The following is a 13,555-nucleotide window of genomic DNA, read 5'->3' as shown; positions in this document are numbered from 1 at the left end:
CCTAGAACTCGAAAGACTCGTGATGGATCCGGTGGGCCCGCACGCCCGCCGACCGCAGCGCCTGGATCGCCGACCGTGTCATCTCCGGCGGCCCGCACACGTAGGCGTCGTGCTCGCGCACGTCGGGGAGCAGGCGGTCGAGCCCGGTGAACAGGTCCGGGGATCTCGGGCCGACCGAGCAGTAGAGCCTGGCGTTCCCGCGTGCTCTGGCGATCTCCTCCAGTTCGTCCCTGAACAGCAGTTCCTCCGGCGTACGAGCGCGGTAGAGCAGGGTCACCTGCCCGGGCAGTGTCTCGAACAGGGTGCGCAGCGGGGTGATGCCGACGCCGCCGGCGATCAGCACCGACTTCGGACTCCGGCCGAGGCGTCCGGTGAAGCCGCCGTAGGGTCCCTCGGCGATCACTCGGGTGCCCGGCCGGAGCCGGGCGAGCGCCGCGCTGTGGTCGCCCAGCGCCTTGACCGTGATGCGCAGCCCGCCACGGTCCGGCGCGGCGGACAGCGAGTAGGGGTTGGCCGACCACCACAACTCGCGGGTCAGGAAGCGCCACCGGAAGAACTGGCCCGGCTCGGCGCCGAGCCGCGCCAGGCGGCGGCCGGTGAGGTGGATCGAGACGACCCCCGGCGCGTCCGTGGTGACGCGGGACACTCGCAGGCGGTGGCGTGCCCACACCCGGACCGGGCCGAGGAAGCGGTACCAGACCAGCAGCGCGGCTACTCCGAGGTAGAGGGCGTACCAGGCGAACTGGGCCACTCGGTCGCCGGTGAACTGGGCGCCGGTCGCCAGTTGGTGCCCGAACGCCAGCCAGGCCGCCAGGTAGGTGTAGAAGTGCAGGTAGTACCAGGTCTCGTAGCGCAGCCTGCGGCGGGCGGCGCGGGCCGAGACCAGAGCCACCCCGAGCAGCAGGAAGCAGGCCACGGTCGCCTTCAGCACGTCGGGAAAGGACAGCGCCATCGTGACCGCCTCATTCACCACCCCGCTCTGGTCGGCGACCGCGTACCCCCAGATGATGGTCAGGACGTGCGCCACGACGAGCCCGATGACGTACCGGCCGCCCATGGCGTGCCAGCGGGCCAGCCGGTCGCTGCCCACGCCGCGCTCCAGAGCCGGGACGCGGGCCATCAGCCCGAGCAGGATGGCCATGCCGTACCCGGACAGCAGGCCCGTGACGCGGCCGCTCTCGGTGAGCCAGCCGTCCAGGCCCGCCACGGACGGCGTGCCACGCCACCACAGGACGACGACCGCGATCGCGCCGGCCACCACGGCCGCCAGCACTGGCTCAGGCCGGAGGCGGCGGCGCGGCGCCGTGGCGATGGCTTGAGCCGTTGCCGGTGCGTGAAGAGTGGTCATGGGAGTAGACCGTGCCCGGCGAACCTCTGTTTTCCCTATGAACGGAGCCCTTCAGAGGATTCTCAGAAGTACCTCGTATTTTGTGATGAAGAGGGGGAAACATGAACAGCCTGCTGCGCCCGGACGGCACACCGATCCGCGTGCTCGTCGTAGACGACGAACCGGACCTCCTCGAGGTGCTGGAGAAGATGCTCTGCCAGGAAGGCTGGCAGGTACGCACCGCGGCGAGCGGGGCCGCCGCGATCCGCGCGGCCGAGGAGTTCGCGCCGGACGCCGCGATCCTGGACGTCATGCTGCCCGACCTGAACGGGCTGGAGCTCATGCATCGGCTCCGGGCGCTGTGGCCCGAGCTGTGCGTGCTGTTCCTGACCGCGCGTGACGCGGTCGAGGACCGGGTCGCGGGCATCACGGCGGGCGGCGACGACTACGTGACCAAGCCGTTCAGCCTGGACGAGGTGCTCGCGCGGCTGCGCGGACTGCTGCGCCGGGCGGGCATGGCGCGGCCCGGCACCGAGGACCGGCTCGTCGTGGCCGATCTGTCCATGGACGAGGAGGCCAGAGAGGTGAGCAGGGCCGGTACGCCGATCGAGCTGACGCCCACCGAGTTCGAGCTGCTGCGGCTGCTCATGTGCAACCCGCGCCGGGTCCTCAGCAAGGCGCAGATCCTCGACCACGTCTGGTCCTACGACTTCGGCGGCCAGGCCCACATCGTGGAGCTGTACATCAGCTACCTGCGCAAGAAGATCGACGCGGGCCGCCGGCCGCTGATCCACACCGTGCGCGGCGTCGGGTACGTGCTCAAGCCGTGAACCTCGTCCCTCGCACGCTCAGAGCCCGGCTGATCGCCGGCTTGCTCGTCCTCCTCGCGCTGTCGTGCGCGGCCGTCGGCGTCGCCACGTCGGTGGCGATGGACCGGTTCCTGCTCGCCCGCGTCGACCAGCAGATCGCCGCCGACGGCCCCCGGTTCGCCGAGAGCCTGGAGCACGGCGAGGACACGCGGGGACAGACGCGGGGTACGTTCGGCGCGCGGCTGGTCGACGGCCGCGTCACCCATGCGGCGGTGGTGTCGGAGCGGGACGGCACCCACCCCGGACTCAGCCCTGACGACGAGGCGATCCTGGCGGCGCTGCCGGTCGGGGGGCCGCCGCAGACCGTGGACCTGTCCAAGCTGGACGACTACCGGCTCGTCGCCACCGCGGGCCGGGACGGCGACGTCCTGATCACCGGGCTGTCCCTGCACGGTGTCGAGGAGACACTGAACCGCCTGTGGCTGTTCGAGCTGGTGATGTTCGCCGGCGCGCTCGCCGTCACGGGTGTCGCGGGCGCCCTGTGGGTACGGCTGGCGCTGCGCCCCCTGCAACGCATCGCCACGACGGCCCGCAAGGTCGCCGAGCTGCCCCTGGCCAGCGGCGAGGTGACCCTGGCCGAACGCGTACCCGACACCGACCCGCGCACCGAGACGGGGCAGGTCGGCGCCGCGTTCAACCGCATGCTGGGCCACGTGGAGGCGGCTCTGGGCCGCCGGCACGCCGTCGAGCAGCGGCTGCGCGCCTTCGCCGCCGACGCCAGCCACGAGCTGCGCACCCCGCTGGCGGCGATCCGCGGGCACGCCGAGCTCGCCCTGCGCGGCGACGAGCCGATGGCGGACGGCGTACGGCACGCGCTCGGCAGGATCGACGCCGAGTCGGGGCGGATGAGCGAGCTGGTCGACGAGCTGCTCCTGCTGGCCCGGCTCGACGCGGGACGGCCGCTGGCCCGGGAGGAGGTCGACCTGTCCCGCCTGGCCATCGAGGCCACGGGCGACGCGCGGGCCGCCGGTCCCGGCCACCGCTGGCGGCTTGAGCTGCCGGAGGACCCCGTCACGGTGACCGGCGACCCGCTCCGGCTGCACCAGGTGATCGCGAGCCTGCTGACCAACGCCCGCGTCCACACTCCGGACGGCACCACGGTCGTCGTGGCGGTACGGAGGCTGCCGGGCGCGGTGGAGGTCACCGTCGAGGACGACGGTCCCGGCGTGCCGGCCGGGCTGGAGGAAGAGATCTTCGAGCGGTTCTCCCGCGCCGACCAGGGCCGGTCACGCGCCACCGGAGGGGCCGGGCTCGGGCTGGCGATCGTCCGCGCCGTGGTGGTCGCGCACGGTGGCTCGGTGGACGTACGGAGCAGTCCGGGCCGGACCGAGTTCCGGCTGCTCCTGCCTTCAGAGGGCTGAGCGTGAAGGACCGGATTCCGGCTTGGAGGGCTGAGCGTGAAGGCGCCTGGCGGGCTACCCGGCGGGCTTCTCACTTGGCTTGCCACCGGGCTTCCCACCGGGCGCCTTCGTACGCGTCAACGGGCCTCGACCGTCGGGCCGCCGAGCCGGGCCACGTCCTCGGCGGCGTCGCCGAGGAGCTTGTCGGCCAGGTCCATCAGTGCCCGCCCCGCGGCCAGCTCGTCGCCGATCTCCGGCACCGCTCGGTCATCGGGGTTACGCCTGGCCACGCCGACACTCTCATGCCACCCGCTGTCCTCGGCGGACAGGACCGCACGGGCCAGCGTGCGCTCATCGGTGTCGTCCTCGCTGATGTAGATCTGCACGGTCCACTGCTTGCTCCGCATGATGCCTCCCTGTACGTCCTCGGTACGTACAAGGCACCTGCCCCCAGGGAATGCGGTGTCACGGACTTCCGGACACTGGCATGCGCCATCTGCCAGCATGTCCGCATGCTGGCGAGTCTCGACACGATCGACTGGCGACCTCCGGGGCTATGCCGGGCTGGCGCTGCGCGACCTCGGCGACGAGCCGCTGGCCTGACCCCCGGAGTCACTACGCTGGCGGGACCTCTTCACCGAAAGGTCGATCATGCGCAGCTCCGTCTTCGACAATCTTGATCCGCGCCAGGTTCCCGCCGGGTTCGCTCTGGCGAACGGCAAGATGCTCCGGGTCCAGCTTCCCCATGAGGTGCTGGCCAAGCAGGGCTCGATGGTGGCCTTCCAGGGCCAGATGGACTTCGAGTACGAGGGCGCGGGCGGCATCGGCAAGCTGCTCAAGAAGGCCATGACGGGTGAGGGCGCGGCACTGATGCGCGTACGCGGCCAGGGCCTGCTCTACCTCGCGGACAACGCCGACGACATCCACCTGTTCTACCTGGAGAACGAGGGGCTGACCGTCAACGGGCGTAACCTGCTGGCCTTCCAGCCGCAGCTCACCTGGGACATCCAGCGGGTGCAGGGCGCGGGCGTCGCGGCGGGCGGCCTGTTCAACACCACGCTCACCGGCACCGGGTGGGTGGCGGTCACCACGCACGGCACGCCGGTGCTGCTGGACGCCGCGGCCATGCCGACGTACGCCGACGGGCAGTCGGCCGTCTGCTGGAGCACCGGGCTGCACGTCGGCGTGAACCGGACGATCAAGGTCGGCGCGCTGATCGGCCGGGGGAGCGGCGAGGCCATGCAGCTGGCCTTCCAGGGCCAGGGGTTCGTGCTGGTGCAGGCGAGCGAGGGCGTGCCGGTGGTGAAGTCGCAGTAGCCACCCGGAACCCCTCCGCCTGCACATCCGGCCCGCCGGTCCAGCCCGCCTATCCGGTATGTGCCGTCCAAATCGTCGTAACCGGATAGTCACGCGCCGAGGTGTCTGTTGAGCAGGTCCTTTTGCTAATAAATAACCTCTGGGTCCAGGGATGGCCGGAGCGTTCACCCCGGCCATGGTCTCCAACGTGCGCCCTGCGTCCAGCCTCGTGGATCAGCTGGCCGGCAGAGTCCACTTTCCACCTTTGCAGGCGGGCGGGCCGAAGGTGAAACGCCGTCCACTGGCAGTCTCGCCCACGATCACGTCTTCGGCTCCATTACGCAGGCAGCCTCCGGACACGACCGGAATCCGGTCCGATCCCCCGGGGGGAAGCTGCCGACTGTAGATCGTGTCGCCGAGCCATTTCACCGACACGGTCTCACCTGTGCGGTTCTCGATGTCCACCCACCGGCTTGGGCGTGGCTGGCAGGCAGTGAGGGCGACGATCAACACCGCGAGTGTCACTGACGGGATGATTTTTCTCACGAAACCCCCTTGGCCGGCACATGTTCGTTTTCCAGAAAAGCATGTGCCGGCATCGGGTGCCACCGCAGGCCGGCACATGTCTGTCATCACGGTGATGTGGTGCAGTAACAGTTCTCGGCGTAAGGTGATGTAGCCGTTGGTCAGTCCGGTGTAGGTGGCCGCGGTGCCTGTCACGTGTTGTGGGAGCAGCCCGAAACGCTTAACCGGCGCATCCACGAGGCTCGCCAACTCTTTCAGCAAGCCGGACAAGCCACCCACCCCGGCCCTCACCGGCTCCGAACTCAGAACGATCTCCATGCATTGGTGGCACGCGAGGGTATTCTGTATGTACTCGCGCCCATTTTTTGGAGATTCTATGTGGAAGAATATATCCGCCCAGCCTGGCTATCGCTTTCGTTCTAGCTTAAGTTGCCTCGCAATGGGGATCGTTTTCCTCTTATGTGCTTGTAGTACGCCGACCGATAGGGAGAAGTTTTATATCGCAAATCAAACGGGCGAGACGATCACTGTTCAATGGAAGGGAGAGGCTGCTCCCTTCGCCACCATTGCGCCGGAAGATGGAATGAGCCTCAGTATCCCAGCGGATCGGTGTTCCCGTGCGCCGGCGGCCGATACCCTGATCGCGCATGCCCAAGCGGGAAAGACCTTTATGTATGGGCCGCCCATCTGCTACGGCGCAACTTGGAAGATTGGCAAGTGATTTACTGGTTCATATGCTTTCCCATCTCGGCTTTATTTTTATTGACCTGTGCGTGGTCGTCGGGCCGGTCGTGTGAGGTCGGGGCACGACCGTTCCAAGATCGTGACGGTGGGCCCGAACGCGGGCTGTGCGGCAGATCGCGATGTGATCATGGGCGGCGTGGTGGCTCTGGAATGAGACGAAGCTTCGACTAGCAAGGGATCGCTCATGCTCGCCCTATGGGTGGGCCTACGGTCATTCCGCCGGCCTCCCCACTCCCGACGAGCAGGGGTGTAACCCGTTCGGATGATGCGTTCCAGCACGGCGCGGAACTGCGGGCTGTCTCCCGCTTGACCTGGAGTGAGGACGAAGGACAGCGGGCGGCATCGCCGGTCGGCGGCCAGATGGACCTTGCTGGTCAGCCCGCCCCGCGAGCGGCCCAGCGCTGCGGCCTTCAGCCGGAACCTGCGCCGCCGTCGTAACCGTCGTCCCCGTCCCCGTCCCCGTCGCCGTCGCCAGGGTCGCCGGGGTGGGAATTGCCCCTTTGACCTATCCCCTTTTCCTGTTCGGCGGCCTCTTCCAGAGCCTCGGCCAACTCGTCGTCCAGGACCATCAGTACAGAAAACCGACCCGACCCCCAACAAGAACTTCACCTGGTACACCTCCCTGGATGGTGACCCCGAGCATCCACGCGAATACGAATTCTGGATCGTGGAAAGCAACCAGGGAGGCGACGGCCCAGCCTCGACCCACGTACGCGTCACACCGCTGCCCTGCGGACTATTAGTCGGGCTAGTGCGGTGACCGGAAAGGTTCACCGGGTTGGCGACCCTGCCCATGCGCGGGCGAGCGAGCGCCGGCGACACGGCAAAGGTTTCCGGTCACAGCACTAGACGTGGGTGACCAGCCACCCTGCACCGCGATCGACACCGCGTCGTGCCCGGCACGCCGGGCCGCTCTTGCCTTCTTCTTCTTCTTCGCCTCGCATGAGTGAGACATATGAAGCATCGAGGTCGTCGCCGGACATCCCGCAACGAACCGTATGGCACCAGCGGCCAAGCCCAGCTTCCAGCGAGCGAGCTATATGTGCAGGCCACCTGCAGATGCTCAGCAGCAGCCTAGATTTGCCAGCCCCAGCCACCGTCTTGGTGGGCCGAATGTCTGACTCATTACCTATTGCACGGAAGGAAGCTTTCTTGTAGCTTGACAATGCCTTACAAGATCAACGAAAGGGCGATTGAGTGAGGAACCCCTCCACACCTGCACGACGCCTGTTACACGTCGCTACCGGAAGCGCTCTCCTGGCTGGCAGCCTCACGCTCTTCCAGCCGCCAGCATTAGCTGCCCCACCAACAGCCGTCCGCCTTGTAAACGAAGACCCGGACCGATCCGTCGAACTGCTCGGTGCGGCTACCGAGACGATGCGCGCTACGCGTCATCCTGACGGACGCATCACAATGGAGACTTGGTCTCAGCCTGTACGGGTAAAGCAGCAGGCCACCGGCGCTTGGGCATGGATCGACACCACTCTCAGCGAGAGGGATGGCAGCCTCAAGCCCAAGATCGCCAAAACAGAGACGGCGTTCTCCCCAGGTGGCACCGATCTGCCGGCAGTCACCTTCGGCGCTGACGAGAAGCAAGCCATCAGCCTCATCTGGCCGACTCCGCTGCCACGCCCCACCGTAGCAGGCAACAAGGCGACGTATACCGATGCGGCAGGTCTCGGAGCTGACCTGGTACTCACCGCCCTACCGACGGGGTATCGCCAAGAGATCGTCCTACGCACGAGGCCAGCCAAATCTCTGGAGATCAGTCTCCCAGTGAGGGGCAAGGGCCTCAAATTCCAAACGCGCAAGGACGGCCGAGTCGAACTCGCGGATGCCTCTGGCCGCCAGGTCACACGCCCTTTCGGCGCCACACTTTTCGCCGAGTCGGCAGACAGCCAGCACGCCCTAGCCGCCAAAGACAGATCAGAGCGGGCCAAACCGACCCTAAAGACCGGCAACGCCGGCAAATCGTTGATCTTCGAGGTCAATGAGTCGCTGCTTCAGGACTCGACGGTCACGTATCCGCTCACTATCGCAACCACCCTTACGACCAGCGATGCCGACGTAGATGTGGCGGACGATGGCGCAGTTGCTGACCCGACGCGCCCCCTCCTCGCTGCGGGCTCAATCTTTGGCAGCCTCAACAGGGTCTACCTGAAATTCGACACCAAGGGCCTCATCGGCAAGCAGGTAGTGGACGCGAAACTGTCCATCCTCAACACCGATGCGCCAGGCTGTGGCGACACGATTCCCGGCATTCAGGTGCGCAGGGTGACGAGCAAGTGGGATCCTAACAACCTCACCTGGGCGAACAAACCGCCTTCGGCAGATGAAGGCGCCCAGACGATCACCGATGCGCACGCCTCCGAGTGCGGCGCCGGCCGGCTCGAATGGCCGGTCACGAGCATCATGCAGAGCTGGGCCTCGGGCGGCAACTACGGGCTCGAACTACGTGGCGCCAACGAAGCAAGTGGGGACGACGACTGGCGCGAGCTTGCATCGGCGGAGTACGGTCAGCCCGACACAACTCCCAAACTGACAGCCACGTTCGAGAGCTTTGGCGAGCCGACAATCATTAGCCCTGCGGGGGCTGACGGTGTCGAGGTGTTCACTGCTCCCCATATGTGGCGCCGAGGAATGCCCATCGCAGAAGGGCAAGCTCACGCCCTGGATGCAGCTGATGCCCGTGTCGAAGAAAAGTCAGATGATCTCGCACCGCCCCTGGTGGACATGGTGAGTGGTGAGGTCGTGACCCCAGCTGTCACAACCGCCGGGCGCGACACAGCTACGCCACCGCTCGTAGGCACCGCATATCTCAGCAATGGCGGCGCGGAATGGAGTTTCACCGGCGGCTACGACGGTGCCGATGAAACCGACGAAGACGGCGAGGGCGCACAAGGTGCCACCGAGCCATTCAACTTCACCTCACGCATTCCGATGGTTAGCAACAGCGCCTCCAGGCTCCGGTCGATTGCGCATGAGATTCTCACCCTGGACAGCGAAATCCCTGGTGCTGACAAGATGGTCGAGAGCTCTATCTGGGAAGCGCGTAATCTGGTGATGGTGCAGGCAAGTGAAGTCACCCCGGAGCTACGGCTAAAGCTCGCAGAACGCTATGGTGCAACTACAGTATCCATCTGGCTCCGCCCTGGCATCGAGCCCGCATCGACCTTAGTCGGGAGCATGGCGGACGACGACCCGGACCTCCCCACGTTCAAGTGCTCGAACGATAGCCAAGGCAGGGAACTCGATTGCCGTCTGAAGGACGGTATCGTCAAGAATTCCAGATGGCCCTTGGGTGTGGACTACTATATAAACGGCGGGAGCCGCTTCCGCACTCCCGATTCATACTGCTCCACCGCCTTCGCATGGGGTACGAAGTCCGATAACTACTATCTCACTGCAGGGCATTGCCTCCCAACGAACTTACCCGCGGATGCCCTCGTTGGGCTAACTGACGGCAATGCTCTCGGGCAGCCAGCCGGGACAACGTACACGAAAGACAAGGGCACCGTCCCCGCTGGGGCAAAGAAGAGGCTCTACGGGGATTTGGGGCGCATGAAGCTCACTCAGCGCGTCGGAACCGCATCAATCTTTATCAGCAACAATCTCTCGGATAGCGAGAAGGCTCCAGTAGCTGGCAAATGGAGTCGCAGCCCCAGAAGCAATGACGAATACTGCACCGGCGGCTACAAGACGCAGCAGGAGTGCGGATGGGTAGTGGAGGACCCCGATACAGTCCTCGAAGCACGTAGCTCAAAAACGGATCCAACCGTCGAGTATGTTAGACCAGTCGTACAGGGCTCCAAGTGGGGGCGGTGTAACATACCCGGCGACTCCGGCGGCCCTGTTTACACTATCGTCGCAGACGGGCCCGCCCAAGGTTACATCACAGCAAAGGGCATAATCAGCGGAGGCAAGGAAATCGCCAACGGGCCCTGTACTGCATATTTCACGGATATTCGAGTTGCAACCGAACTTTTTGGCGGCGACATCAAAAAGCGGAAAGTCAGCTAATACGATCGAGAGCAGGCAATGGCGATTTATGCGACCCGCATGCTGGGTTTTACAGTAGCGGCAATCTGCATCGCGCTCTCTACGGGATGTGGCCAGCAAGCGCACTGGTACCCCATCGAATCCGCCGTTGTAGGAGCAGATGGTCGCACAATAACGGCGATAATTCTCACCAGCGAACCAGCGCCTGATGGAACCTCCTGCCAAGTGGTCACCAGCAAACAGGTTTCCGAGACCAGCAATCAGGTAGTGATTGGCGTAGAGGCCCGCAATGAGTGCGAACCGCGCTTCCCATGGGAAGAAGGCATCGCCACTCTATCCATTGGATACCAACGCGAGGTTCGCTTTGATCTGAACAACCCCTTGAATGGGCGGCAGATTATAGACCGGGCAACACAGCAAGTTGTTCCGAGGTTCTAGTGCAACGGAGGGCCGTACGGGCAAGATAGATGCCCGTACGGCCCTCTTCGCTCTGCCTGGCCGCATTCGTCCCTAGTGCGGTGACCGGAAAGGTTCACCGGGTTGGCGGCCCTGCCCATGCGCGGGCAAGCGAGCGCCGGCGACACGGCAGAAGTTTCCGGTCACAGCACTAGCCTGCGACCAACCATGACATAATCAACTTCGTCACCGTCATTTTGGAGAACAGCATGGCCGTCAGACGGCGAGGAGTCAATGCAGACCGAGCGCCACGACTCCGCATGCTGTTCTCCGCAACGGGAGTCATCGTCATCTTGGCCGCCTGTAGAACCACGGTGAACTGCAAACCATGCCCAGGAAACCGCGTACAGGTCAATGCTCAGCAGTCGATCGTCGCCACAGGGAAGACGTATGAGGTGTGCGACCAACGCGGCCTCTGCCAGAGAGGGGCATGGGTTCCTCCCAGTGTGACGCATTCCTCCTCCGACACCTCCGGCGCGCAGCTTCCCGTTGTCGGCGTTGTGCTCCCTGGAAAAGCTACTGACTACTCGCGCCAGACGGTCAGGGCCACTCTTCGGGACGGCAAAGGGCTGGTCATCGGGCGCGGCCAAGCCACCTTCCCTGAATATCCGCCAGAGGACAACCATGTGTCGTGCACATGCCATGGGGCATTCACGGAACTCGACATCATGCCCAGCACGTGAAATGGCAGGCACTGGCTGGGTTGCGTCCACGGGAGTGGTGCACGAGTTTGACCTGGCCACAGGCGTGGCGATAGATTCCCCATCCGAGCTCGCCCTGGACCCAGTCAAGCCATCGTATCCATCCACGCCTGCCGCTGAGCCGGATGTTGTTGCTGGATAGATGCGCCGATATCTGCTGAGCAAAGGGATTTTGGGATTGTTAGAGAGCTTTGAAGGCTGAGGTTATGAGGGCTTGAGATCGAGGCCGGTCTTGGCGATGAAGCCGCTGATCAGCTGGGGTCGGTACTGCATCTTTTTCAGTCGTGTCTTGATCAGCCGGGCGAGTTCGTTCAGGGTTTCCTTGGCCAAGTTGGCCAGGACCATTTCAAATGGGCCCAGACCGCCTCGACCGGTTGAGTTCGAGGGCGTAGGAGGGTAACCGGATGACCGTCAGCCCGGCACGACGCTCGACCAACTCCCGCATCCGCGCGCTGAGGTGGGTGTTCAAGTTGTCCCACACGAGCACGATCGGGCTGCCCAGTTGCTGGTGGGCGGCACCGAGCAGGGCTGCGTAGTCGGTCTCGGAGGAGGACTTGCGCTCGCCCTTGCGACCTCGCCGCAGCCGGATCCGGTAGATCAGCCGCAGCGTGCGGTCGGGCTTGATGGCGATCAACCCGGCGATCATCACCGTTCCCGACCCGCTGCCCGACACCGTGACCACCGGCGCGACGGGCGCCGGCCCGCTCGCGCACCTCGGGGTCAAGGATCCGCGGATCCTGTTCACTTGCTCCCACGAAGGGATGTCTCCTTCCCGCCCTCAGCACAGAGTTTCATGCCTTTTTGCTAGCTCTGTCTATTTGGACAGGCGGGGCCACGCAGTTGGTGCAGCCTCTGTAGGCCGAGGCGGCACATCACAGGGACCAATCGGTGAACGGCAACGGCCGCACCTCAACCCCGCAAAGGCCCGTACTCGTCTCCGGCTGCACCGCATGCTGAACGGTCCTCCGGCCACGGCCCGTAACACCCAGGCGATAGACGGTCTCCCGAACGCGACCGTGCTCATCAGCCTCGATCACGGTCAGGTCATCCAGAGCGATTGACCAACGACGTACTCCCTGTGGCCAATCGCACGGGCACCGTCGAGTCGCACCACGGCGGTGTTGCCGCACCAGCCTTCAAGCTGATCTCCGAAGAAGCGCGTCATCACTGGACTGTGCATCAGCTCCGTGATCATCACCTGGTTACCCGGAACCTTCAGGCTTGTCACAAGCAGCCCCACCTTAGACAGGGCGGCCCCGCCCGCTGGCCTGCACCGATACCCACCTCATAGAAGGTGTCCCATCAGCACGGCAGTCCACTGCGCCATGGCCACCCCGCCATCCCATCGCGGACTCTCTTCCGCCGCCGTCGTCCGCCCCTCCATCCGGACCCGGCGGATGAACCGCGAACAACCCGACTGCCACAGCTCGTAAGAAGTCCCTTGACAGGCGCAGGTCCGCAGAAGGAGAAAGTCAGTCTCCGGATCCTGGCTTGGGGCGGTCCACACCCCCTGCTCGTAATGCGATGTCCGCGGGCTGACGTGAGGCCCGCCACATCCACGCGGTCTGTCAGCGCCACTGCGCCATCTGGCCGCTTCGGGCTGCTCAAGCGGCGGAAACTCCCAAAGAACCATTCAGATCACGCCCCGATCTCTCGTGTCAGAGCCTTGCCGGTCGCCTCGCACAGGTACGCGGTGCGCGTCACCGTGGCGAACTGCGCCCAGACTGTGAGGTGGCCAGCGCCCAGCCGCCGCATACCCCATGTGGTCGAGATCTGCTCGACCAGTTCTAGGCCCCGCCCGCGACAGTCCAGGTCATCGGACGCGCGCGGACACGGGATGGTGCGGGCCCCGTCATCGGTCACCTCGATCCGCGCCACGTCGGCACCGATACCGATGACATCCACCGCGACGAGGCCACCACTGCGACCCGAGGCTGTGTGCTGAATCGCGTTCGATGCCAACTCGGTGACGATCAACCGCGCGTTGTCCACGTCCCGATGACCCGCACCCAGCAGGATCGCCGCGACGCTGCGGCGAACCACCGGCACCACCCAGGCATCGCCGGGGAACACCATCTCGGCCAGAAACCGCTCCGTCACTGCGTCTCCTCCCAGACCCGTGCAACCGCGTCCTCGTCGTACGCAGCCACCCACCGACCCCGACCATGACCCCAGGTGAAGACCCAGGAATCACCTCTCAACGCAGCCCGCACCCGCAAAGCCCCACGCGCCCGAGGAATGGAAATGAACGGCTCGTCCCTTCGAGGCCACTCCAGGGCCAGCCCGAGCCCGAGCCGA

Annotated in this window: 14 protein-coding genes and 1 pseudogene; 6 read left to right on the top strand and 9 right to left on the bottom strand. The window is 65.3% G+C overall.

Features of this window, described 5'->3' with window-relative positions; genetic code table 11:
* Position 1 precedes the first annotated feature (1 nt).
* Entirely contained in the window at positions 2 to 1,348 is a 1,347-nt protein-coding gene (locus tag AB0H88_RS19865) for a ferredoxin reductase family protein (protein WP_357646349.1), read from the bottom strand.
* A gap of 101 nt (positions 1,349 to 1,449) precedes the next feature.
* Between AB0H88_RS19865 and AB0H88_RS19860 the strand changes: the two genes are divergently transcribed.
* On the top strand, positions 1,450 to 2,157 hold the full coding sequence (locus AB0H88_RS19860) for a response regulator transcription factor (protein ID WP_357646348.1): 708 nt from the start codon (positions 1,450 to 1,452) through the stop codon (positions 2,155 to 2,157).
* A complete protein-coding gene (locus AB0H88_RS19855; protein WP_357646346.1) occupies positions 2,154 to 3,557 on the top strand; it encodes a HAMP domain-containing sensor histidine kinase in 1,404 nt (467 codons plus the stop codon). The genes AB0H88_RS19860 and AB0H88_RS19855 overlap by 4 nt, the downstream gene beginning before the upstream one ends.
* A 116-nt stretch (positions 3,558 to 3,673) precedes the next feature.
* Here AB0H88_RS19855 and AB0H88_RS19850 read toward each other — a convergent pair whose 3' ends face one another.
* Entirely contained in the window at positions 3,674 to 3,943 is a 270-nt protein-coding gene (locus AB0H88_RS19850) for a DUF1876 domain-containing protein (RefSeq protein WP_357646344.1), read from the bottom strand.
* Positions 3,944 to 4,187: 244 nt separating this feature from the next.
* Here AB0H88_RS19850 and AB0H88_RS19845 point away from each other — a divergent pair, with 244 nt between their 5' ends.
* On the top strand, positions 4,188 to 4,853 hold the full coding sequence (locus AB0H88_RS19845; RefSeq protein ID WP_357646343.1) for an AIM24 family protein: 666 nt from the start codon (positions 4,188 to 4,190) through the stop codon (positions 4,851 to 4,853).
* A 213-nt stretch (positions 4,854 to 5,066) separates the two neighbouring features.
* On the opposite strand, the gene AB0H88_RS19840 is transcribed toward AB0H88_RS19845, so the two are convergent.
* Positions 5,067 to 5,675 carry a hypothetical protein gene (locus AB0H88_RS19840; protein WP_357646341.1) on the bottom strand — a complete coding sequence of 203 codons (609 nt, stop codon included), beginning with the start codon at positions 5,673 to 5,675 and terminating at the stop codon, positions 5,067 to 5,069.
* A 121-nt stretch (positions 5,676 to 5,796) separates the two neighbouring features.
* Here AB0H88_RS19840 and AB0H88_RS19835 point away from each other — a divergent pair, with 121 nt between their 5' ends.
* Positions 5,797 to 6,078, top strand: coding sequence for a hypothetical protein (locus AB0H88_RS19835; RefSeq protein ID WP_357646339.1), 282 nt, complete (start codon positions 5,797 to 5,799; stop codon positions 6,076 to 6,078).
* Positions 6,079 to 6,407: 329 nt separating this feature from the next.
* Here AB0H88_RS19835 and AB0H88_RS19830 read toward each other — a convergent pair.
* Both AB0H88_RS19830 and AB0H88_RS19825 read right to left on the bottom strand, forming a co-directional pair.
* Positions 6,408 to 6,512, bottom strand: a pseudogene (locus AB0H88_RS19830) (IS5/IS1182 family transposase); the annotation flags it as partial.
* Positions 6,512 to 6,670: a hypothetical protein gene (locus tag AB0H88_RS19825; RefSeq protein ID WP_357646422.1), complete on the bottom strand. Its 159-nt coding sequence runs from the start codon at positions 6,668 to 6,670 to the stop codon at positions 6,512 to 6,514. The pseudogene AB0H88_RS19830 and the gene AB0H88_RS19825, both read right to left, overlap by 1 nt.
* Before the next feature lie 844 nt (positions 6,671 to 7,514).
* Between AB0H88_RS19825 and AB0H88_RS19820 the strand changes: the two genes are divergently transcribed.
* A complete protein-coding gene (locus tag AB0H88_RS19820; protein ID WP_357646337.1) occupies positions 7,515 to 10,121 on the top strand; it encodes a DNRLRE domain-containing protein in 2,607 nt (868 codons plus the stop codon).
* A gap of 18 nt (positions 10,122 to 10,139) precedes the next feature.
* Positions 10,140 to 10,538, top strand: coding sequence for a hypothetical protein (locus AB0H88_RS19815; RefSeq protein ID WP_357646335.1), 399 nt, complete (start codon positions 10,140 to 10,142; stop codon positions 10,536 to 10,538).
* A gap of 923 nt (positions 10,539 to 11,461) precedes the next feature.
* Here the strand turns inward: AB0H88_RS19815 and AB0H88_RS19810 are convergent.
* The 4 genes from AB0H88_RS19810 to AB0H88_RS19795 all read right to left on the bottom strand — a co-directional run bounded on the left by AB0H88_RS19810 (position 11,462) and on the right by AB0H88_RS19795 (position 13,357).
* On the bottom strand, positions 11,462 to 11,587 hold the full coding sequence (locus tag AB0H88_RS19810) for a hypothetical protein (protein ID WP_357646333.1): 126 nt from the start codon (positions 11,585 to 11,587) through the stop codon (positions 11,462 to 11,464).
* A 16-nt stretch (positions 11,588 to 11,603) separates the two neighbouring features.
* Positions 11,604 to 11,981, bottom strand: coding sequence for a transposase (locus AB0H88_RS19805; protein WP_357646331.1), 378 nt, complete (start codon positions 11,979 to 11,981; stop codon positions 11,604 to 11,606).
* Positions 11,982 to 12,296: 315 nt separating this feature from the next.
* Positions 12,297 to 12,485 carry a hypothetical protein gene (locus AB0H88_RS19800; protein WP_357646329.1) on the bottom strand — a complete coding sequence of 63 codons (189 nt, stop codon included), beginning with the start codon at positions 12,483 to 12,485 and terminating at the stop codon, positions 12,297 to 12,299.
* Positions 12,486 to 12,895: 410 nt separating this feature from the next.
* Complete coding sequence (locus AB0H88_RS19795) at positions 12,896 to 13,357, bottom strand: ATP-binding protein (RefSeq protein WP_357646327.1); 462 nt, start codon at positions 13,355 to 13,357, stop codon at positions 12,896 to 12,898.
* Between the last annotated feature and the right edge of the window lie 198 nt (positions 13,358 to 13,555).

The organism is Nonomuraea sp. NPDC050680 (genome assembly GCF_040654555.1).
Taxonomy (GTDB): domain Bacteria; phylum Actinomycetota; class Actinomycetes; order Streptosporangiales; family Streptosporangiaceae; genus Nonomuraea.
This window is presented reverse-complemented; position numbering and strand designations above follow the sequence as displayed.